This is a genomic window from Algiphilus sp. (assembly GCF_965216485.1).
Lineage (GTDB): Bacteria > Pseudomonadota > Gammaproteobacteria > Nevskiales > Nevskiaceae > Algiphilus.
Genome location: NZ_OZ244162.1, coordinates 2,888,218 through 2,909,722, shown reverse-complemented (window position 1 = coordinate 2,909,722; position 21,505 = coordinate 2,888,218). Strand labels below are relative to the sequence as shown.

The following is a 21,505-nucleotide window of genomic DNA, read 5'->3' as shown; positions in this document are numbered from 1 at the left end:
ATTGCGCGGCCGTTTGGGTGGTTAGCTCAGCGGTAGAGCACTGCCTTCACACGGCAGGGGTCACAAGTTCAAATCTTGTACCACCCACCAGTTGGAAATGATGAAGCCCCCGGCGCCTCAGGTGCTGAGGGCTTTTTCTTTTGCGAGAGGCTTTTTCAGGCTCCGTTGAAAGGCATCCACCACGATCTGTGGGTTGCGCATGGCGGCGATGTCGCTCGATACCCCGATGCGGATGCGCCCGGCATAACTCAGCAGGCTGACCCCGATCCCAATGCCTCCGGCCTGTGGTGGCCAGAAGGCGAGGTTCTCGACGGTGCTGCCCGCAAAGCGCACGGCTTGCTTCGGTCCCGGCAGATTGGAGACGACCGCGGCTGCCTTGGCGGAGAGCATGCCGACGATGCGTTGCTCGGCCGCCACCGGCATGTGGCCGGCGGCGGCCAACCCGCCAAGGATGACGCGGGCTTCGCCGGAGGTCTTCAGCGCCTGCATCCTTTCGGAGACGCGACGCAGGCGTCGCCGCGGGTCGCGCTCTCCAATGGGAAGATCGAGCAGCACAAGCCCGAAGCAATTGCCGAGCTGGGGGTCATCTGCCGGGCGAAGATTCACGGGTATGGAAACCCGCAGATTCTGCGCGGCATCCAGTCGCCCGTCAGAGCACTCGACATAGCGACCGAAGGCCGCAGCCAGTGCAGACAACAGCACATCGTTGATCTTGACGCCGGCCGCCTGCGCCTGACGGCGCACCTGCTCCAGCGCCACGCTGTTCTCCCAGGCAAGCACGCGCCGTCCGCTGAGCGTTCCGGCGAGCAGGCAGTCGGGATTGTCGTCCGGCAGGGTCAGGATGCGGGCCGCCGTGGCCAAGGTCTGCCTGCCTTGATGGAACTGCTCGACAATGTGCTGCGGGTGGTGGAGATCTTCTTTCCAGATGGCAGCAATTCCACTGAGCGCGTGATTGACAACCTGCATGCGGTCGATGACGCGTCCAAGCGGTCCACCGTGACTGCGCGCTGCCAGCGAGGGAGGTCGGCTATCGCCGTTCGCACCATCCACGTTCTGCATGAGAAGATGCATCAGTGCGATGCCATCGGCGAGGGCGTGATGGACCTGGAACAGCAGCGTCGCGCCGCCGCCGCGCCGGCGGAACAAGGTGATCCGCCACAAGGGCCGCTCGCGGTCCAGTCCGAGGCCAAGCGCCTGCGCCACCGCTTCGCGCATTGCGCCCTTTCCAAGGGCACGGCGTTGAACGTGAACGTGATAGGCCCAGTCCAGTGCACCGGCGTTCACCCAGCGCGCGGGGGAGTGGTGGTCATCGGCGCGTTGCCGAAAGCGCGGATAACGCATCAAGGTGTCCACGAAACGGTGCAGCAATGCGTCGGGTTCCACCCCCGCAGCGAACTCGAGGACCGCGCTGATCACCATGGGCTGGTGGGGCGTATCCATTTCCAGCCACGCCCGGTCGACGCCTTGCAGCCGGGTTTCCGCTACGGGCGCACTCATATCCGTGCGCATGCCGCGGGCCCGGGCTGATGATGACGTATGGGGGCTTCGCCTAGGGCAACGGGCACGCCATCCCGACCATGGTGCTGCGTAGCAAGAACAAGGCAGGATGGCATCGGCTGGTCTCCGGTCACGCTCGTCGAGTCTAGGCGGCCGCGTGACCGCCGGCAATAAACTCTGTGCGATCACGCAACGCGTTGCTGGCAGTGTCTTGCGCATTGGGCTGTCACAGGCCTATGGCAAGATGAATGGCTTCGGGGGCGCGGCAAATGGCTGTGCCATGGCCGGTGGCGACGGCCGCGTCGCCGTCACCCAGGGAGGAAGTGATGCAGTCGAGGGTGGTGTGGGGCTTGGTTCTGGCAACGGCGGTCTTGGCCCTGGTCGCGGTGGCTGTCTTCACGCCAAGCATCTGGTCGCTTTCCGACAAGGGGGCCTCGTCGGGGTCGCTGAACATCTCCTGGTTTGTCTATCGCGATGTCAATCGCAACGGCATCTATGACCTGGCCGACCGGCCCTATGCAGGGCTGCCGGTGCAACTGACTCGGCCCGACGGCAGCGCGCGCACCCATCACTCCAATATCAACGGTTTCGCCAACTTCAAGATGTCGCGCGACGCATCGGCCGGTGTGATTCACAGCGCAGCGCCGCACACCTTCACCGCGCGCATCCCGTCCCAGTGGGAGGTGACCTCCGGCGCCCGCGAGGAGACGGTTTCCTTCGCGGAGCGCGTTGGTGCGCCAGCCGGCTTGATCGCCGAACGGGTAATGGAACCGCTCGGGGTGGCGCCGGTACCTCGTATCGTGGGACAGGTGGGCGGAAGCGCGCAGCGCTATGCCTTGCGCGCCATCGACCCACAAGGCCGGGCGCGGCGTATCGAGCTGACGCGTGGAGGTGGTTTCAGCCTCACTGGCATGGAAGGTGTTTGGCAACTGGTGCGCGAAAACCTGGAGACCGGCGAGGAAACCCGCAGGGACGTCACCATGGGTTTCTACCCGCAAGTGCTGTCGGCTGCCTATTTCTCTGACCGAGCGCGCGCCGCGGACGGACCGGTCGTAACGGTGCGCTACGACGATCTGATCACCACCAATACGGTGTACGAAATCCCCAATGGCTATCGCGGCCTGCAGTGGAAGAACTGGCTGGTCACGCACAACCTCTTCTACCAGGGAGCCGGTTACGTGAATGCCACGGTGTCATCGGAATTCCTGGCCTATAACAGCTCCGGTCATCCGGCGCGCATCGCGCACGATCGGCCCTTTGATTTTGAGGGCAGCTACATCGGCGTGGCGTGGCCGCAGGCGCGTCGTGGCAGGGTGCACGTCAAGGCCTATCGTGGTGACCAGCTCGTCCACCACGACCAGCTTCAGCTTGATCCAAGAGCGCCGGTGTACTTTCACGCCGGCTATCGCGGTATCACCGCGATGGAAATCTTTTCGGAGCTGTATTGGCAGGTGGTGGTCGACGACAGCCGTTTCCGGCTGCCGCGCTGAGCGCAGCGCCCGGATGCTTCAGGTGGCGGCGACCTGCGCACCGCCTTCCAGCCAGCGGTCCACCTCGGGCCAGATGCGCGTTGGCGCCTCGCGCCCGCTGACTATGCTCATGTGACCGCCCGGCACCGTTACGACGGTGCAGTCCGCCTGTTCCATCAGATCCACCAGCTTCTGGCTTGCAGCGGGGGTGATGATGGGGTCCTTGTCGCCGACGACGATAAGTACCCGCGTCTTGATGTCGCGTAGCCGGGCGCTGCACTGGCGGATGGGGAGCTTGCCCTTGGCGAGTACGTTGTCCGTGATCAGGAATTGCACGATGTCCTGCGCTACACCGCCCGGGTAGGCCACCATCTTGTCCAGAAAGGCGGCCTGGGTGGCGTGTGCCTTCACATAGCTGCGGTCATCGAGGCGTCGCAGCAGCTCGAGATGGCCGCGCAACGTGCCCGCCGGGCTCATCAGTTTGAAGCCCAGCGCATTGGCCCAGCCCGGCACGTGCCACAGAACGCTCGGGCTGTCATGAATCTTCCAGCCGGTGCGTCGGGACAGGGCCTTCAGCGGTCCGGCCAGGTGCCGATTGACCATCCCCGCTGCGTGGTAGTCGCAGGGCGGGCCGAGCAGCACCAGCGCTTCGATATCCGGATCGCCGAGGGCGGCATAGGCATAACTGAACAGCGCGCCCAGGCTCCAGCCGTGCAGCACGATGCGTCGCTGGCCGCACTGGCTGCGCGCCGCTTCCAGCATGGCGGGCATGAAGTCCTGCAGATAGGTGCCCATCGTGTAGTGCGCATGCTGGCGCGTCGGCACCCCCCAATCGATCAGATAGACCGGATGGCCCTGATCGCGCAGATGTGCCACCAGGCTGCGATCCGGAAAGAGATCGTAGATCAGCATGTTGACGGCAGCCGGCGGGACGATGACGACGGGCGCCTTGGTCGCGGATCTGTCCGCGGACGGTGGATAGTGTCGCAGGGACACGATTTCGCTGCGCGCGATGACCTCATAGGGTGCGGTCTGCGCCAACAGCAGACTTTCGGGGCGCCGCAGACGATCGTGCAGGTTGGTGACGCGGGCGGGCAATCGAAGGCGAGCAGAAGCCATGGGTCAAAAGGGGTCGCGAGGGCTCGTTGCAAGCAACGCTGGGCGGCGTTCCGGGGGTGACAGATGTCCCGAACGGCTGCGCATTGTAGTGGCTGCTGCCCGCCGAGGGATGCGCGGCGCCATTGCGCCGGGCATCCGGACCGACCAGCGCAGTACGAGGCTAGCGGTTGCGCATGGCGAAATAGGCAATCAGCGCCTGTAGCTGCCGAGGCAGGAAGCGCATCGAGAAGGCGCTGAGCGCGTTGACCAGCCCGGTCACGATCTCCGGTCGTCCGGCCAGCATGCGCTTGACGCCCATGCGTGCGACGGCCGCGCTGGTCATCATCGTTGCCTTGTGGAACCAGGTCTTCTTCTGGCCGGACACCTGCAGGAATTCCGTCGCGGTGACTCCGGGGCAGACGGTCGTGCAGGTGACGCCAGTCCCGCGCAGCTCGAAGTGCAGGGCATGTCCCAGGCTGAGGACATAGGCTTTGGCGGCGGCGTAGGCGGCATAGCCAGGCGATGGCTGGAAGGCGCCGACGGAGGAGATCAGCATGATGCGCCCGCGGCCACGCGACACCATGCCGTCGACGAAGAGTCGGGTGAGGTGGGTGAGGGCGACCACATCCACCTGCAGCATCTGTTCGGTGCGCTCCCAGGAGAGATCGCAGAAGTCGCCGAAGAGGCCGAAACCGGCATTGTTTATCAGGATGTCGACGCGCTGCCCTTCGTCGCTCAGCGCCTGGTGGAGCGCGGTGCAGGCGGCGGGATCGCCGAGATCGGCGACGCGATAGACGACATCGGCGCCGTGGCTGCTGCGCAGGTCCTCACAGACCTGCTGCAACTGCGCCTCGCGCCGAGCGACCAGAATGAGCCGGGCACCGCGTGCGGCCAGTTCGCGCGCGAAATCCACGCCGAGGCCGCTGGAAGCGCCGGTGATGATTGCGGTCTGGCCGCTAAGATCGTTATGCGCCATGGGTGAATCCTCCGGGTGTCCAGCCGCGCAATACGGCGGAAAATGTGTGTTGAAACTCGGTTGCGAAATCCACCGCGAACATGGATAGCGGCGGTTCCGCCTGCACGGTGCGGATTACCGGCGCAGGATCGGCGGCGTGCTGCCAACCCACGCTGAGTATGTGTGCGTTCAGCATGAGTCGGAACCCGTCGCCCGGAACGCATTGCGGCAGCAGGCGCTCCAGGGTGGCAGCGATAGGGATGAGGCGGTCACGCAGGCTTTGCTTGAAACGACGCGCGGTCGCTTCGTCGATGTTGTGCTCCAGGACGACATGCAGCAGCCCGATCAGCCGCAGCAGCAGCGGGCGCGAGCCAATGGCACGGGTGAAGGCGCTTGCCACCGCATCGGGCGACGCTGGCGCAGGGAGTGCATCGAGCAGATGTCCCAGCGCGTCGAAGCAGGCATCGAATTCCTCGCTGATCAATGCAACGAAGACCGCTTCCTTGGCCGGGAAATACAGATAGACCGTGCCCTTGGCGATCTCGGCCTGCCGGGCGATGCGTGCCATGGCCAGTTGTTCGTAGGGCACCTCGGCTAGCAGGCTGCGGGCAGTCTGCAGAATGTGCCTGCGCCGATCGGCCTGCTGGGCGGGGTGATGCGCGCGCTTCAATACCGGTGCGTTACTGACCATCAGTCAACTATTAATGACTGTGGGTCATTTGTCAATGGCGCGCAGTGCAGCACGGAGAAGCGTGCCTTGGAACCCGACCAGGCGGGGTGGCCGTGAACAGCGTCGATGATCGATCAATACGCTGCTCGGAAAAGATCTTGAAATCAATAGCCTGGATGGTCTTTTGTGGCTTCGATGCCTGTGTAACCGATGGAGCTTTTTGTGTGCCTCGCAACCGTCGAAATGCTATGGCACGGTGCGCAGCATAGACTCGAAAAAGCGCAATACGACCAAAGTCGAGAGCGCTATTGATCCAGGTCATCGCAGCACGGGGGCTTGTGTCTGACGATGTGCGCCGTTCGATAGGGGAGGAGCCCCAATGGCTACTACGATTCCGGCTTCGCCGGCCAAGTATCACGACAAGGTCGTCCGTCAGTTCACGCTGATGACGGTGGTTTGGGGCATCGTCGGCATGACGGTGGGCGTGCTGATCGCCGCGCAGCTCATGTGGCCGGCGCTCAACTTCGATACGCCCTGGCTGACCTACAGCCGTCTCCGGCCACTGCACACCAATGCGGTGATTTTCGCCTTTGGCGGCAGCGCCCTGATCGCGACCAGCTACTGGATCGTGCAGCGCACCTGTCACGCGCCGCTGTTCGCGCCCAAGCTGGCGGCCTTCACCTTCTGGGGATGGCAGACGGTCATCGTGGCAGCGGCCATCACGCTGCCCCTTGGCATCACGCAGTCTAAGGAATACGCCGAGCTGGAATGGCCGATCGCGCTGCTGATTGCCGTGGTCTGGGTCGCCTACGCGGTTGTCTTCTTCGGGACGATCGCCACGCGCCGGGTCAAGCACATCTATGTGGCCAACTGGTTCTACGGTGCCTTCATCATCGCGGTGGCGATGCTGCATATCGTTAACAACGCCGCCATCCCGGTGAGCATGTGGAAGTCCTATTCGGTCTACCCCGGCGTGGTCGACGCGATGGTGCAGTGGTGGTACGGGCACAACGCGGTCGGCTTCTTCCTGACCGCCGGCTTCCTCGGCATGATGTATTACTTCGTGCCCAAGCAGGCCGGTCGGCCCGTCTTCTCCTATCGGCTGTCCATCGTCCACTTCTGGGCGCTGATTTCCATCTACATGTGGGCGGGCCCGCACCACCTGCACTACACGGCGCTGCCGGACTGGGTGCAGTCGCTGGGTATGGCCTTCTCTCTGATTCTGTTCGCGCCCAGCTGGGGCGGCATGATCAACGGCATCATGACGCTGTCGGGGGCCTGGCATAAGCTGCGCGAAGACCCGATCCTGAAGTTCCTGATCGTGTCGCTGTCCTTCTACGGCATGTCGACCTTCGAGGGTCCGATGATGTCGATCAAGACGGTCAATGCGCTCTCGCACTACACGGACTGGACCATCGGTCACGTGCACTCCGGCGCGCTCGGCTGGGTGGCGATGATCTCCATCGGATCGCTCTACGCGCTGATTCCGAAGCTGTGGGGCCGCTCCGAAATGTACAGCGTGCCGGCCATCAATCTGCACTTCTGGCTGTCCACCATCGGCGTGGTGCTGTACGCCGCCTCGATGTGGGTCGCCGGGATCATGCAGGGCCTGATGTGGCGCGCAGTCGAGGATGACGGAACCCTCACCTACAGCTTCATGGAGGCGCTCAACGCCACCTATCCCTACTACGCAGTCCGTCTGCTCGGCGGTGCCCTCTTCCTGTCCGGCATGTTCATCATGGCCTGGAATGTCTGGAAGACGATCGCCGGCCAGCAAGCGGCACAGTTCACCGTCGCGGAGGCCCGGGCATGAACCACGAGAAGGTTGAAAAGAACATCGTCCTGATGGCCGTGCTCATCGCACTGGTGATCAGTGTCGGCGGATTCATTCAGATCGTGCCGCTGATGGCGGCCGGGATCAGCAAGGAACCGGCGCCGGGGGTGGAACCCTACAGCGCGCTTCGCCTGGCGGGTCGCGACGTCTACCTGCGCGAGGGCTGCTACGGCTGTCATTCGCAGATGGTGCGTTCGCTGCACGAAGAGACCCTGCGCTACGGCTCCTACTCGGTGGCGGGTGAGTTTGTCTACGACCACCCCTTCCAGTGGGGCTCCAAGCGCACCGGGCCCGATCTGGCACGGGTGGGCGGTCGCTACAGCGACGAGTGGCACCGTCTGCACATGATCAATCCCCGCGACCTGGTACCCGAGTCGAATATGCCGGGCTATCCCTGGCTGGCGGAGCAGGATCTGGATGAACAGGAAGTCCAGGCCATGATGCGGGCCATGAAGCGGGTGGGGGTGCCCTATACCGAGGAGCAGATTGCCGCCGCACCGGATGCAGTGACCGGCAAGACCAAGATGGATGCCCTCATTGCCTACCTCCAGGGCCTGCGCGCTCCGGACCAGCCGGAGGCCAACTGATGCTGCAAGGAATCGTCACGCTGCTGGCCATGATCGCCTTCCTGGGCGTCTGCGTATGGGCCTACAGCCGCCACAAAAAGGCGGACTTTGAAGAAGCGGCACGTCTGCCGTTCAACGATGAAGAAGAGGATGGCCACGAGGCCCATCGCAAGGAGAACCACTCATGAGTACCTTTTGGAGTGTGACGGTCACGGTGGTCGTTCTCCTGAACATTCTCGCCTGCGTCTGGCTGCTGATCTGGACCTCCAAGAAGCAGCCCGGCGAAGTGGCCGAAGGCGCCGAGAAGGACCACGTGTGGGACGAGGATCTGCGCGAACTCAACAATCCGCTCCCGCGCTGGTGGCTGCATACCTTCGTACTCAGCATTGTCTTCGCGCTGGGTTATCTGGTGGCCTATCCGGGCCTTGGCAACTTCCCGGGCCTGCTCGGCTGGAGTCAGCACAAGCAGCACGATGAGCGGCTGGCCGAAGTGCAGGAGCAGCGTCAGAGCTTCTATGCCCAGTTCGAGGGCAAGAGCGTGACCGAGTTGGCCGGTGACCCGGCGGCGCGCAGCTTCGGCAGCGAGCTTTATTCCATTCAGTGTGCCGGCTGCCACGGTGTCAATGCACAAGGTGCGGTGGGCTTCCCGAATCTGCGGGATGACGTCTGGCTGTGGGGTGGCGATGCCAAGGCCATCCATACCTCGATTGCCAAGGGCCGTCAGGCGGTCATGCCGCAGTTCTACGCCACGCTGGATCAGGAAGCGGTGCCAGTTCTGATCGAATACGTCCGCAACTGGGAAGACGCGGATCTTCGCGGCGAACGTCTGGAACTGGCGCAGCAGACCTATCAACGCAACTGCATGGCCTGCCACGGGCCCGAGGGCAAGGGCAACCCGATGATGGGCGCCCCCAACCTGCGCAATGGCGAATGGCTCTATGGCGGCAGCGAGGAAGCCGTACGCCAGTCGGTCCTGTTCGGCCGCAACGGCAATATGCCGGCCTTCGGCAAGACGCTGAGCGAGACCGACATCGATCTGCTGGCCGCCTACGTGCTTGGTCTCAATGGTGGGGCGACTGAATGAAGGATCCGCAGATCCTGGTCGCACGCGAACGCGCGCCGGACTGGTCCTACCGGTTCCGGCGCGCTGCCTCGGTCAGTTGGGCCGCCTTCATTGGCGCGGTACTCGCCATGCTCGCGCTGCTGATGGGCTGGGAAACCCTGCTGGTCTCCGGCGACCGGCCCGGGTGGGGCCTGCTCGCGGGCTGCTTCGCCGTGATCTGGCTGATTGCCCTGGTGCCGGCGGTGATTGCCTGGTCATTGGCCGGACGCCCGCGATAAGCACCCACCGCACACAAACAAGAAAGGCATGAGTCAACAAGCACAGACCGAGCCGACCTCGCTCTATGAGTCGGAACCAAAGATCTACCCACGCATGGCGCGCGGGCGCTATGCGCGCCTGCGCGTGCTGGCGATGGTGGTGCTGTTGGGGCTGTATTACGTGCTCCCGTGGATCACGATCGGTGGCGAACCGATTGTGCACTTCGACCTGCCCGCCCGCCGCTTCCACGTCTTCGGCCTGACCCTGGTGCCGCAGGACCTTTTCCTGCTGTCCTGGCTGCTGATCCTGGCTGCGCTGACGCTGTTCCTGTTCACCACCCTCGGTGGGCGGCTGTGGTGTGGCTATGCCTGCCCGCAGACGGTATGGACCGAGTCCTTCCTCTGGATCGAGCGCTGGATCGAAGGCGAACGCCACCAGCGCATCAAGCTGGATCAGGCACCATGGGGCGCCAACAAGATTCTGCGCAAGGGCGGCAAGCATCTGGCCTGGATCGTCTTTGCCGCCATCACCGGCATCACCTTCGTTGCCTACTTCGTGCCGATGCAGGAGTTGATCGCGGACATCGCCCGCTTCGAAATGGGTGGCTGGCCTCTGTTCTGGAGCGCCTTCTATGGCTTCGCCACCTGGGGCAACGCAGGCTTCATGCGCGAGCAGGTGTGCAAGTACATGTGCCCCTACGCGCGCTTCCAGTCGGCCATGTTCGACCGCGATACGCTGATCATCGCCTATGACGAGAAGCGCGGAGAACCGCGCAAGCGCCTGGCCAAGCGCGAGGGCAACGTGGCGGGTGACTGTATTGACTGCTCGCTGTGCGTGCAGGTCTGCCCCACCGGCATCGATATCCGCGATGGCCTGCAGTACGAATGCATTGCCTGCGCGGCTTGTGTCGACGCCTGCAACAGCATCATGGACCACGTCGGCAAGCCGCGCGGCCTGATCCGCTACACCAGCGAACGCCACGACGAGGAAGGGCGTTTTCACATCGTCCGCCCTCGCATGATCGGTTACATGGTGGTCTGGCTGGTCATTGGCGCGGCGCTGGTGACTGCACTGGTCATGCGCTCACCGGTCGAGCTGGATGTCATGCGCGATCGCAACAACCTCTATCGCGAACTGCCGGGCGGCATGGTCGAGAACGTCTTCGTGCTACGCCTGACCAACAAGCGCGAGGCGCCCCGCACCTTCGAATTGCGGGCCACCCGTCCCGACGGCAGCGCCCTGGACCTGCATCCGGAGCGCGTCACCCTCGAGGCCAGCGAAACGCGGCCATTGACCGTGGGTGCGCGCATGCCGTCGAATGCAGCGGACCGCCCCTTCGATATCACTTTCACTGCGACTGCTGCCGACGACACGGATGTCTCCACGCGTCAGACCGGTCGCTTCATTCCCGGAGCCTTGCCATGACTTTCCTGCGTCGTCTTCCGCTTGAGCTGATGCTGGTCATCGGCATTCCTCTGATCACGGTGGTGGCAGGGATCACGACCCTGATGATCGCGAGCCAGAACAGCTACTCGCCGCTGGTGGAAGGTCGCAGCGACCGACTGGCCGGTCTGAGCAGCGCCGAGGAGACGGTCTCGCAGTGAGTGCCGCGGACTGGGCCGCCTTCGACGCCGCACCCTTGCTGGACGTGGTCAGCACGCCCGTCAACGGGACGCGGCGTGAAGCCGTTCTGGGCATCGAGGGCATGCATTGCGGCGCCTGCGTACGGCACGTGGAGCGGGCACTGGCGCCCTTCACCGAGGATGTCCAGGTGCAGCTCACGGCGGGCCTCGCCACTTTCAGCTGGGATGCGCGACGCTATCGTCTGTCCGATCTGATGGATGCGCTGGCTGCGGCCGGATTCCGGCCGTCGCCGTTGGGCGATGCCTCCGTCGAAGCCGCCGCCCGCAAGGAACGCCGTACCGCCCTGAAGCGCATCGGTGTCGCCGCCATCCTCGGCATGCAGGTCATGATGCTGGCCAGCGGGCATTACTTCGGCACCATCGACCCTGCGCAGGCCAGCATTCTGCGCTGGGCGGAGCTGCTGCTGGCCACGCCGGTGGCGCTCTACGGGGGCTGGCCCTTCCTGCGCGGCGCGACGCGGGCACTGCGCCTGCGCACCATGACCATGGACGTCCCAGTGGCCGTGGCCATCTCACTCGCCTTTCTGGTGAGCGCCTGGCACACGCTGATCGGTCAGGGCGATGTCTACTTCGATTCGGTGGTCATGTTCGTCTTCCTGCTGCTCGGCGCCCGTACATTGCAGGACATGGGCAAGGCCCGCGCCGCCTCGCATCTGCGACGGCTGAGCAGCGCGCAGCCCAGCGTGGCGCAGCGCTGTGAGGCGGACGGCGTGCGTAGCGTCCCCGTGGCGTCTCTGGCGGTGGGTGATCGGGTGGTGGTCGCGCCGGGGGAAGGCGTCCCGGTGGATGGCGCGCTGGATGGCATTGCCGGTGCCTTTGACGAGTCCTTACTCACCGGCGAGTCGGCTGCAGTGCAACGCGGCCCTGGCGACAACGTCATGGCGGGCAGTATCAATGTTGGGCACAGCCCGGCCACGATTGCCGTCGAGCGTGTCGGGCAGGGCAGTGCGCTGTCGCAGGTGACGCGGCTGATGCAGCGCGCCGAGAATGAGCGACCGCGCGTACAGATGATCGCCGACCGTGTGGCCGGCTGGTTCCTGTCCTTCATGCTGGGTCTGGTCGCGATCGCCCTCATGGTGTGGTGGCCACAGGACCCGTCCACCGCCATGGCCGTGGTACTGGCGCTGCTGGTGGCGACCTGTCCGTGCGCGCTCTCGCTGGCGGTGCCGGCGGTACTCGCTTCCGCCAGTTCGCGCCTGGCCCGGCAGGGCACGGTGTTGGCGCGCGCCGACGTGCTGTTGCGACTGCGCACCGTGGATACGGTGTGCTTCGACAAGACCGGCACTCTGACCACCGGTTCGCTGACGCTGGACCGGACGCTGCCGCTCGGGCAACGTTCGGCGGCGAAGTGCCGTCAGCTGGCCGCGGCGCTGGAGTCGGGCAGTTCGCATCCCATTGCGCGCGCACTGGCGTCGGAGCAGGCGGGATGGACCGCGCGCGACATCACCTTCGAAGCGGGTGTCGGCGTCCGCGGCGTCATTGACGACCGCCGCTACGCCCTTGGGGCGCCGGAGGCACTGGTCGAAGCAGCGACTGTGACCATTCCCGACGATGCACCCGGCCTGACCTGGGTCCTGCTGACCGAAGACGGCGCCCCGCTCGCCTTGTTCGGCTTTTCTCCGCAGCTGCGTCCCGATGCCGCGGCGACGGTGCGCGCACTCCAAGCCTCGGGGCTGAATGTGGTCATGCTATCCGGCGATGCCGAGTCGGCAGTGCAGCACATGGCAGCGCGTCTTGGCATCACGCATGCCTACGCGCGCCAGTCGCCGGGCGACAAGCTGGCGCGGTTGCAGGCGCTGCGCGCCGAAGGACATGCGGTGCTCGCCGTCGGGGATGGGGTCAATGACGCGCCTTTGCTGACGGCTGCTGATGCCTCGGTCGCACTGGCTTCAGGCAGCGCGCTGAGTCAGGCGCACGCTGACGCGCTACTGACGCGCAGTTGCCTGGCCGGACTGGTGGAGTTGATGACCACCGCCCAGCGTGCCCGTCGCACCGTGATGCAGAACCTCAGCTGGGCCGCAACCTACAACACCGTCATGGTGCCGCTCGCATTTTCCGGCGTGCTCGTTCCCTGGATTGCGGCCCTCGGCATGGGCCTCAGTTCGCTGGTGGTGGTCGGTAACGCGCTGCGCCTGTCGAAGCGTACGCACCCAGCCGACGCAGCCGCCGAACCCGTATCGCAGCCCGCCTAGGAGGGCATGCCATGCTGAGCCTCTATCTGCTGATTCCGCTGTCCCTGGCCCTTGTGGGCGTAGCCTGCTGGTTCTTCTTCTTTGCCGTCGACAACGGGCAGCTCGACAACCTGGACGAGATCGGCAAGCGCATGCCGGACGATGAGGAGTGAGGGCGCGTGCTTAGCGGCATTGCGCTGACGGCGCCCGCCTTCTTTCTCGCGGGCTTGGCCGCTTCTCCGCACTGCGGGCTGATGTGCGCGGCGGTCGCGCGGATCGCAACAGGCCGCGCACAGGAAGGCCACCAGGCGCACCATGCCCTGCTGGTGAATCTGGGTCGTGTCTTCGCGTATCTCGTTTTCGGCGCTTTCGCCGGTGTCGTGGGCGGTTGGCTGATGCTGAGTCTTCCCAGTGATGGCTGGGGCAATGCCCTCCGCCTGCTTGCCGCAGCGGCCGTGATCGCGGTGGGGCTGATGCATCTGCGACGCGCACCACCACCATGCAGCCAGCGGGCGCGTCACCCGGCGCAGCTCTTCGGGCGCGGAATGGCGTGGGCCTTGGTTCCGTGTCCGATGCTCTATGCCGTGCTCGCTTTATGCGCCTTGAGCGGCGGGCTGGTCAGCGGTGCGGTGCTAGCCGGTGCCTTCGGGCTTGGCACCCTGCCGGCGATGACGGCCCTGGCCTTTGGTGGCCAGCGTCTTACTGCCGGAACCGCGCGTGCGACTGGCGCCACCGTGATGCTGTTGTTCGGCGGGCTGACGGTGCTTGGCGTGCTGCTGCCCAATGTGGTGACCCTGCCCTGGTGTCGCTAGGGCCTGTTAACACTCAGTCGGTCGTGGCGTTGGCCCCGGACATCGCGCGAGGCAAGGCGCGAGTCGCCGGCCTTGGTGATTCCAAGGTCAAGGCGAGCAACGCTGCATGGCGCGATGTGCGGGGCCAATCCGAAGGACGCGGCCCGTATGCGCGCACCGCCGCGTCCTTCGTCGCTGATGTACGTCAAGTACATCGCGCTCCTTACTCCTTGCGCTGCACGCATACGGACTCGCGCGCCGCGATCGACTGAGCGTCAACAGACCCTAGGTTCGGGATACCTGGCGCGCCCTTGATGTGCATCAAGGCAGTGGCACCGGCGGCGGCGCAGTATAGGGTCAACCCGCTTGCCGCCCTGCTTGCCCATGCCCGCGCTCGCCACCGATTCCGCTTCCCTGTCCGCCTCTGCGCATTCTGACGCTGCGCGCGCGGCCTACCCGCTGCCGGTGCCCGAATCCCTGATCGCGCGCTACGACGGATACGCGCCGCGCTATACCTCGTATCCCACGGCGGCGGAATTCCGCGCGGACTTCGATGCCGCGCAACTGGATGCGGCCATTGCAGCCGGTAACCTGCTGCCGGGTGCGCCGGATCTCTCGCTCTATCTACACCTGCCGTTCTGTCGCGAGGCTTGCTGGTACTGCGCCTGCCATCGCGCCATTACGCGTCGTCCCGAGCGCGCCGCGCGCTACCTGCAGGCGCTGCGTCAGGAAATCGCGCAGCGGGGCGACCAGCTGGCAGGCCATCGACGCGTGCGCCAGCTCCACTTGGGGGGTGGCACGCCCACCTTCTACCGCATGGAGGAACTGGCCGGATTGCTCGAGCACATCGCCCGCCATTTCCACGTCGCCGAGCGCACCGAGCGTGAATGGTCGATCGAGATCGATCCGCGCACGGTGTCGCCTGATCAGGCCAAGGCGCTGGTGGCCATGGGTTTTGACCGGGTGTCGATGGGCATCCAGGATTTCGACCCCACCGTGCAGCAGGCGATCCACCGGCAGCAGGACATCCGCATGGTGCGCGCACTGGTGGAATCCGTGCGCGCGGCCGGTGTGCGCGGTATCAGCTTCGATCTGATCTATGGCCTGCCGTGGCAGACAGTGGCCGGTTTCCGGCGCACGTTGCGTGTGGTGAAGCAACTGCGGCCGGATCGCGTCTCGGTCTATGGCTACGCCCACATGCCCGATCGCTTCCGTCTGCAGTCGCTGATTCCGGATGCGGCGCTGCCCGACGCTGCCACCCGCCTGCAGTTGATGGCCGCATGCCATCACGAGCTGGGAGAGGCCGGCTACGTGCATGTCGGCATGGACCACTTCGCGCTCGCCCATGATCCGCTGGTGCAGGCGCAGCGCGACGGCAGCCTGCAGCGCAATTTCCAGGGCTACAGCACGCTGGGTGGCTGCGATCTGATCGGCATGGGCGCCAGTGCCATTTCGCAGGTCAGCGGTGTCTACGGCCAGAATGCCAGCGCCATCGCTGAGTGGGAGCAGCGTTTGAGCGAGGGTGGAAGCGCGGTGGCGCGCGGCTACGCGATGACCGCCGATGATCATCTGCGTTCGGACATCATCCAGTCCCTGATGTGCCATGGCCGGGTTGACCTCGTTGCCATCGAGCGTCGGCACGGCATCGACTTCGCGCAGTATTTCGCGGGATTGCAACCCACCCTGGCACGCATGGCCGATGACGGACTCTTGCATCTGGGCCGGCGCGTGCTCGCGCTGACCGAGTGCGGGCGCTTTCTGATGCGCAGCGTGGCCGTGCTCTTCGACGCGCATCGCGGCGCGGAGTCCGCCACGCGCTTCTCGCGCGCGATCTGAATCGGTAGGCGCGGTCCGCCGTCGCGCAGTGCCGACGGCCAGCCGCTATGATGCGCAGCTTTCGCGTCACCGGCGGCACGGGCTGCCGCGGACGACCGGCTTTTTCTGCTCCGCATCGCCATGGCCTCTGCCGCACCCTTCGAGTTACTGCAGCAATCCGCTGGCGCCCGGCGCGGCCGCCTGCACCTGCAGCACGGCACCGTTGAAACCCCGATCTTCATGCCGGTGGGGACCTACGGCACGGTGAAGGCGATGACGCCTGAGGAACTGGAGGCCATCGGCGCCCAGATCGTACTCGGCAACACCTTTCACCTCATGCTGCGGCCCGGCGAGCAGGTCATCGCCGAACTGGGCGGCCTGCATCGCTTCATGCATTGGCAGCGTCCCATCCTCACGGATTCGGGCGGCTTTCAGGTATGGAGCCTGTCGGCGCTGCGCAAGCTCACCGAGGAGGGGGTGACCTTTGCCTCACCGATCGACGGCAGCCGGCATTTCCTGAGTCCGGAGCGCGCCGTGGCCGTCCAGCACGCACTGGGGTCGGACATCGTCATGCAGTTCGACGAATGCACCAATTACCCGGCGACCATGGATGAGGCGCGCGCATCCATGGCGCTGTCCACGCGTTGGGCACAGCGCTGCAAGACCGCGCACGGAGACAATCCCAATCTGCTCTTCGGCATCGTGCAGGGCGGCATGTATGCCGAGCTGCGTCAGGAATCGGTGCAGGCGCTGGAGGCTATCGGCTTTCCCGGCTATGCCATCGGCGGATTGTCAGTGGGCGAGCCCGAGGACGAGCGCATCGCCGTGCTGGACGCGCTGCAGCCGCTTATGCCGGTGCAGGCGCCGCGCTATCTGATGGGCGTGGGGACGCCGCGCGATCTGGTGATGGCGGTGGCGCGTGGGGTCGACATGTTCGACTGCGTGATGCCGACGCGCAACGCGCGCACCGGCCACCTGTTCACCAGTCAGGGGCCGGTGAATATCCGCAACGCGCGCCACAAGCGCGATCCGGCGCCGCTCGACCCCCAATGCGATTGCACGGCGTGCACGCACTATTCGCGCGCCTATCTGCACCACCTCGACAAGTGCAAGGAAATCCTCGGCGCCCGACTCAATACGCTGCACAACCTGCGCTATTACCTGCGCCTGATGCAACGCATTCGTGAAGCCATCGAGGCCGATACCTTCACCGCCTTCGCCAAGGATTTTCTCGACGGCCCCATGGGCCAACGCAAAGCGCCCAAGGCCTGATCGGTGCTGCCTCAGGCGGCGAGGGCGGCCTCGATGTCGCCGCGCAGCTTTTCGGGTTTATCCGTGGGCGCATAGCGCTTGAGCACGCTGCCATCCTTGCCCACCAGGAACTTGGTGAAGTTCCACTTGATGGCGCCGGTGCCCAGCAGCCCGGATTTCTCGCTCTTGAGGTACTGGAACAGCGGATGCGCCTTGTCGCCGTTGACGTCGACCTTCGCGAACATCGGGAAGCTCACGTCATAGGTGGTGCTGCAGAAGCTGGCGATCTCCTCCGCGTTGCCCGGTTCCTGATTGGCGAACTGGTTGCAGGGGAAGCCGAGGACTTCGAAGCCGCGTTCGTGGTAGTCGCGATAGAGCGCTTCCAGGCCGGTGTACTGCGGCGTAAAACCGCACTTCGAGGCGACGTTGACGACCAGCAGCACCTTCCCACGGAAGGCCTCCAGTGTGGTGGCCGTGCCGTCCAGGCGCTGTGCCTCGATGTTGAATAATTCCATGCGCTGCTCCATGTTGATCCCGCGACAGCCTAGCATCGGGGTGGCACGCGGCGTCCGGCGGGGCGTGTGATGTTCACCCAGCGTATCGAGAAGGAGGGGGTATGCAGGGGCTGCATTGGCTCGACTACACGGTACTGGCGGTCTATCTGATGGTGCTGGTGGCGGTCTGCGTGCGTGTGGCCCGCCGCAGCCCCACCGCCGATGATCTCTTCCTCGCTGGACGCAGCCTCGGCGTGGGCGTGGTGGGCCTGTCGCTATTCGCCTCCAACATCTCGTCCACCACGCTCATCGGGCTGCCGGGTGCAGCATGGCAGTCGGGCATCGCCGTGGCGAACTATGAATGGATGGCCGGGCTGGTCCTGATCTTTTCGGCCCTGTTCGTGATGCCTCGCCTGCTGCGGGGCCGTGTCACCACCATCCCCGAATGGCTGGAGCGTCGCTTTGACGCGCGGTTGCGCAAGTATCTGTCGGCGGTCACGGTCTTCCTCAGCATCATGCTCGATACCGCCGGCAGCCTCTATGCCGGGGCGCTGGTATTGCTGCTGTTCTTTCCCAGCCTGTCGCTGGCACCCACGATCGCGGTCATTGCCTTGCTTGCAGGGCTCTACACCGCGGCCGGCGGTCTGCGCGCGGTGGCCTATACCGATGTGCTGCAGACGGTCGTGCTGCTCGCCGGCTCACTGCTGCTGACGGTGATGGTCTTCGGAGAATTCGACTATTCCTGGGCTGCGGTGAAGGCAGCCCTGCCAGCAGAGCAGTTATCGCTGATCCGACCGCTGGACGACCCGCAGCTGCCCTGGCTGGGCACCTTGATCGGCCTCCCGGTGCTGGGCTTCTACTACTGGACGATGAACCAGTACGTGTCGCAGCGACTGCTCGGTGCGCGCAACCAGGCCACGGCCGGGCGAGGGGCCATGCTGGCGGCCGCGCTCAAGCTGCTGCCGCTGTTCATCATGGTGCTGCCGGGCGCCATGGCGGCCGCCCTGTTCACGGATCTGGAACGCGCGGACATGGTCTTTCCGACCCTGATCGCGGAATACGCCCCGGTTGGTATTGCCGGTCTGATCCTGGCCGGTCTGCTGGCCGCGATCATGTCGAGCGTGGATTCGGCGCTGAATTCCTCGTCGACCCTGATCTCCGTGGACTTCATCGCGCCGCGCAAACCGGATTGGGACGCGCAGGCCATGGCCCGCACCGGGCGCGGCATCACGCTGTTGCTGATGCTGCTGGCGGCAGTGTGGGCACCGATGATCGACCGCTTCCCGGGTCTGTTCGCCTATCTGCAGCAGGGCTTTGCCTATGTCACGCCGCCGCTGGTGGCGGTGTTCCTGCTGGGCAGCTTCTCGCATTGGCTGAGCGCGCGTGCGGCCCTGCGGACCGTCATCACCGGCCATGTCGTCAGTGCCCTCTGCTTCGTCGCCAGGCAGGTGGGTTGGATCGAGCTCCACTTCACGATTGTCGCCGGCTTACTTCTGGCCTTCAGCCTCGTCGTCGCCTACCTGTGGCACCGTCTTGAAGGCGGTGTTGCGGCGGTGCCGCGCGAGACATCCGTGGGCAGCGAGATTCGCGCCGGTCTGCACGGCTTGCCCAGGGATGTCTACATTGTGGCCGTGGGTCTGGTCGTCCTCACTGCGGCAATAGTGTGGAGTTTTCGCTGACCCGGTCCGGCCCGGGGAGATTGACCGCTTCGAGAAAGTCGTCCCCCCAGCGGCGGAGATCGTAGTACTCCACGATTTCGTAGAGCTGGCGCAGGCGGCCTTCTGCCTCGGCGCGGCCCATGTTGAGCGCGACATAGAGGCCCGAGGCCAGGTCATCGGTGTCGTGGGGGTTGGTCAGCAGGGCCCCTTTGAGCTCGGCTGCCGCACCGGCGAACTCGGACAGCACCAGCACGCCGCGGCCGCCGATGGAGCCCTGCACGGCCACGTATTCCTTGGCGACGAGATTCAGGCCATCGCGCAAGGGCGTGATCCACATCACATCCGCCATCGCGTAATAGGCGACCAGATCGGCGAAGGGCACCGGCCGGAAAAAGAACTGTACGGGGGTCCAGCCCACCTGGGAGAAATGCCCATTGATGCGACCCACCGCCTGCTCGATCTGGTTCTGCAGCTCGGCATATACGCGCATTTCACGGGCCGCCGGCACGCAGATGACCATCAGCGTCACCTTGCCGAGCAGCTCGGGTTGATCCTCGAGCAGCTGCTCGAAGGCCAGCAGTTTTTCCAGGGTGCCCTTGGTGTAGTCGAGCCGCTCGACCGACAGGATCATCTTGACGCCGCGCACTTCCTTGCGCAGCGCCTCGACCTTGCCGTCGGCTTCCGCCTCGCGATAGGCCTTCTGCACGCGGTTGACATCAAGGCCGACCGGATGTGCGCCCAGACGAACCACGCGGTCGTTGACCTGCAAGGCGGTGGTGACATTCTCCAGCCCCATGGCGCAGCCGTAGGTCAGAAAACGGGGTGCGCAATGTTCGCGCTCGAGCACGATGGAGGGCGCCGATCCACGTACCACATCGACGAAATTCTCCACCTGCCGCGGAATGTGAAAGCCGACGTAGTCGCACTGCAGCAGGCTGCCCACGATCTGTCGCCGCCAGGGAATGACATTGAAGACGTCGGCGGAAGGGAAGTAGGTGTGGTGAAAGAAGGCGATCTTGACGTCGGGTCGCAGCTCACGCAGATAGGCCGGTACCAGCCACAGGTTGTAGTCGTGGATCCAGACCACCGCGTTGGGTGCGGCCTCGCGTGCGGCGGCCTCGGCGAAGATGCGGTTGACACGGGAGAAGACCTCCCAGTGTTCCTTGCGGAAGACGGCGCGCTCCCAGAAGGTATGCAGCGTGGGCCAGAAGGCTTCCTTGGAAAAACGCTTGTAGAAGATGTCGACGTCCTGCTTGCTGAGCAGCACACGCGAGCAAACCAGGTTCGGATAGGCGTCGTCGTCGACGCTGGTGTGGGCCTCGAAGTCACCCTTGCGCGGTTCGTAGGTCGTCCATGCCACCCAGGCGCCCTTCTTGCCATCGGCAAAGAAGCTGAGCAGGGTCGGAATGATGCCGTTGGGAGACTGGTGTGCGCGCCGCTTCAGCACCCCGTTGTCGACGTACTCCTCGTAGGGCAGGCGGTGATAGACCACCACCAGTTCGGCCTTGCCCGTATCGGCTTCGCGCGTATCGATCTCTGCGACGCCCTTCTCGCCAAGGAAGCCGAAATGGGCGATGGCCTCGAGGATGCCGCCGCAGCCCGGCTTCTTGGCATGCAGCACATGGGCATTATTGCGCGTGGCCTCGATCAGCCCCGGCTCACTCTGTCCAACGGCGACCGCCTTGAAACCCTCCTGCAGCATGGACAGGTCGTTGAGTGTGTCGCCCGCGGCAAGCACTTCTTCGGGGTCCAGTTCCAGATGGCGGATGAGCGCGCGCAGGCTGCTGCCCTTGTTGACGCCGCGCGGCAGCACGTCGAGGTAGAGATCGGCCGAGTACAGCAGGTCGCAGCCCAGCGCGTCGACCTCGGCGCGGACCTCCTCGGTAACCGCGTCGTAGTCACAGAAGTAGGAGCAGCGTCGCTCCTGTGGCAGAGCCTGACGCTCCAGACCCTTGAAGCGCCCCATAACCTCCACGATGGCTTGCTCTCCCGGCCAACGCGCCTCGATATGGGCTTGCAGCGGCTGAATGGGCTGGCGCGTATGACCATGCACGACCGTTGCGCCGACGTCGCAGACGACGTAGTCGGGGGTCGGGAGGGCGGGGTCGTCGAGCAGGGGCATGACTGCTTCCAGGCCACGTCCGGTGACGTAGCAGAGCTGGATATGCGGATGACGGTCAATGAGGTAATAGAGGCGGTGACGGTCCTCGGCAGTACCGGCGAGGAAGGTTCCGTCCAGGTCAGTGGCTAGCAGCATGCGATCTATCTGAAC

The 21,505-nt window shown here is 64.9% G+C and carries 20 protein-coding genes and 1 tRNA gene; 15 read left to right on the top strand and 6 right to left on the bottom strand.

Annotated elements, in window-relative coordinates:
- Positions 1–15 precede the first annotated feature (15 nt).
- A tRNA-Val gene (locus tag ACOOFO_RS13425) sits at positions 16–90 on the top strand.
- Between the two features lie 27 nt (positions 91–117).
- Here ACOOFO_RS13425 and ACOOFO_RS13420 read toward each other — a convergent pair.
- The gene (locus ACOOFO_RS13420) at positions 118–1,497 is read right to left on the bottom strand and encodes a WS/DGAT domain-containing protein (protein WP_420427257.1); all 1,380 of its coding nucleotides are present in this window, start codon (positions 1,495–1,497) and stop codon (positions 118–120) included.
- A gap of 269 nt (positions 1,498–1,766) precedes the next feature.
- Between ACOOFO_RS13420 and ACOOFO_RS13415 the strand changes: the two genes are divergently transcribed.
- Positions 1,767–2,987: a hypothetical protein gene (locus ACOOFO_RS13415; RefSeq protein WP_420427256.1), complete on the top strand. Its 1,221-nt coding sequence runs from the start codon at positions 1,767–1,769 to the stop codon at positions 2,985–2,987.
- Positions 2,988–3,005: 18 nt separating this feature from the next.
- Here ACOOFO_RS13415 and ACOOFO_RS13410 read toward each other — a convergent pair whose 3' ends face one another.
- From ACOOFO_RS13410 to ACOOFO_RS13400, 3 genes are all read right to left on the bottom strand, one after another.
- Entirely contained in the window at positions 3,006–4,085 is a 1,080-nt protein-coding gene (locus tag ACOOFO_RS13410) for an alpha/beta fold hydrolase (RefSeq protein WP_420427255.1), read from the bottom strand.
- A gap of 160 nt (positions 4,086–4,245) precedes the next feature.
- The gene (locus ACOOFO_RS13405; protein WP_420427254.1) at positions 4,246–5,040 is read right to left on the bottom strand and encodes an SDR family NAD(P)-dependent oxidoreductase; all 795 of its coding nucleotides are present in this window, start codon (positions 5,038–5,040) and stop codon (positions 4,246–4,248) included.
- On the bottom strand, positions 5,030–5,710 hold the full coding sequence (locus ACOOFO_RS13400; protein WP_420427253.1) for a TetR family transcriptional regulator: 681 nt from the start codon (positions 5,708–5,710) through the stop codon (positions 5,030–5,032). The genes ACOOFO_RS13405 and ACOOFO_RS13400 overlap by 11 nt, the downstream gene beginning before the upstream one ends.
- Positions 5,711–6,068: 358 nt before the next feature.
- Here ACOOFO_RS13400 and ccoN point away from each other — a divergent pair, with 358 nt between their 5' ends.
- From ccoN to tgt, 12 genes are all read left to right on the top strand, one after another.
- Positions 6,069–7,502 (top strand): cytochrome-c oxidase, cbb3-type subunit I, encoded by a 1,434-nt coding sequence (ccoN, locus tag ACOOFO_RS13395; RefSeq protein WP_420427252.1) that lies wholly within the window; start codon positions 6,069–6,071, stop codon positions 7,500–7,502.
- Positions 7,499–8,110, top strand: a complete 612-nt coding sequence (gene ccoO, locus ACOOFO_RS13390) for a cytochrome-c oxidase, cbb3-type subunit II (RefSeq protein ID WP_420427251.1) — start codon at positions 7,499–7,501, stop codon at positions 8,108–8,110. Before ccoN ends, ccoO begins: the two co-directional genes overlap by 4 nt.
- Entirely contained in the window at positions 8,110–8,277 is a 168-nt protein-coding gene (locus ACOOFO_RS13385) for a cbb3-type cytochrome oxidase subunit 3 (RefSeq protein WP_420427250.1), read from the top strand. Before ccoO ends, ACOOFO_RS13385 begins: the two co-directional genes overlap by 1 nt.
- Positions 8,274–9,173: a cytochrome-c oxidase, cbb3-type subunit III gene (gene ccoP, locus ACOOFO_RS13380; protein ID WP_420427249.1), complete on the top strand. Its 900-nt coding sequence runs from the start codon at positions 8,274–8,276 to the stop codon at positions 9,171–9,173. The genes ACOOFO_RS13385 and ccoP overlap by 4 nt, the downstream gene beginning before the upstream one ends.
- On the top strand, positions 9,170–9,430 hold the full coding sequence (locus ACOOFO_RS13375) for a hypothetical protein (protein ID WP_420427248.1): 261 nt from the start codon (positions 9,170–9,172) through the stop codon (positions 9,428–9,430). The genes ccoP and ACOOFO_RS13375 overlap by 4 nt, the downstream gene beginning before the upstream one ends.
- Before the next feature lie 28 nt (positions 9,431–9,458).
- Positions 9,459–10,835 carry a cytochrome c oxidase accessory protein CcoG gene (gene ccoG, locus ACOOFO_RS13370; protein WP_420427247.1) on the top strand — a complete coding sequence of 459 codons (1,377 nt, stop codon included), beginning with the start codon at positions 9,459–9,461 and terminating at the stop codon, positions 10,833–10,835.
- The gene (locus ACOOFO_RS13365) at positions 10,832–11,014 is read left to right on the top strand and encodes a hypothetical protein (protein ID WP_420427246.1); all 183 of its coding nucleotides are present in this window, start codon (positions 10,832–10,834) and stop codon (positions 11,012–11,014) included. Before ccoG ends, ACOOFO_RS13365 begins: the two co-directional genes overlap by 4 nt.
- Positions 11,011–13,245: a heavy metal translocating P-type ATPase gene (locus tag ACOOFO_RS13360; RefSeq protein ID WP_420427245.1), complete on the top strand. Its 2,235-nt coding sequence runs from the start codon at positions 11,011–11,013 to the stop codon at positions 13,243–13,245. Before ACOOFO_RS13365 ends, ACOOFO_RS13360 begins: the two co-directional genes overlap by 4 nt.
- 11 nt (positions 13,246–13,256) lie before the next feature.
- Positions 13,257–13,397, top strand: coding sequence for a cbb3-type cytochrome oxidase assembly protein CcoS (gene ccoS, locus ACOOFO_RS13355; RefSeq protein ID WP_420427244.1), 141 nt, complete (start codon positions 13,257–13,259; stop codon positions 13,395–13,397).
- Positions 13,398–13,403: 6 nt separating this feature from the next.
- A complete protein-coding gene (locus tag ACOOFO_RS13350) occupies positions 13,404–14,036 on the top strand; it encodes a sulfite exporter TauE/SafE family protein (protein WP_420427243.1) in 633 nt (210 codons plus the stop codon).
- A gap of 363 nt (positions 14,037–14,399) precedes the next feature.
- A complete protein-coding gene (hemN, locus tag ACOOFO_RS13345; RefSeq protein ID WP_420427242.1) occupies positions 14,400–15,851 on the top strand; it encodes an oxygen-independent coproporphyrinogen III oxidase in 1,452 nt (483 codons plus the stop codon).
- A gap of 120 nt (positions 15,852–15,971) precedes the next feature.
- Positions 15,972–17,102 carry a tRNA guanosine(34) transglycosylase Tgt gene (gene tgt / locus ACOOFO_RS13340; protein WP_420427241.1) on the top strand — a complete coding sequence of 377 codons (1,131 nt, stop codon included), beginning with the start codon at positions 15,972–15,974 and terminating at the stop codon, positions 17,100–17,102.
- Positions 17,103–17,113: 11 nt separating this feature from the next.
- Here the strand turns inward: tgt and ACOOFO_RS13335 are convergent, their stop codons facing one another.
- On the bottom strand, positions 17,114–17,596 hold the full coding sequence (locus ACOOFO_RS13335) for a glutathione peroxidase (protein ID WP_420427240.1): 483 nt from the start codon (positions 17,594–17,596) through the stop codon (positions 17,114–17,116).
- 101 nt (positions 17,597–17,697) lie between these two features.
- On the opposite strand from ACOOFO_RS13335, the gene ACOOFO_RS13330 reads away from it, so the two are divergent.
- Positions 17,698–19,254: a sodium:solute symporter family transporter gene (locus ACOOFO_RS13330; RefSeq protein WP_420427239.1), complete on the top strand. Its 1,557-nt coding sequence runs from the start codon at positions 17,698–17,700 to the stop codon at positions 19,252–19,254.
- Here the strand turns inward: ACOOFO_RS13330 and ggpS are convergent.
- Positions 19,223–21,490, bottom strand: a complete 2,268-nt coding sequence (gene ggpS / locus ACOOFO_RS13325; protein ID WP_420427238.1) for a glucosylglycerol-phosphate synthase — start codon at positions 21,488–21,490, stop codon at positions 19,223–19,225. The genes ACOOFO_RS13330 and ggpS overlap by 32 nt on opposite strands.
- Positions 21,491–21,505: the final 15 nt, after the last annotated feature.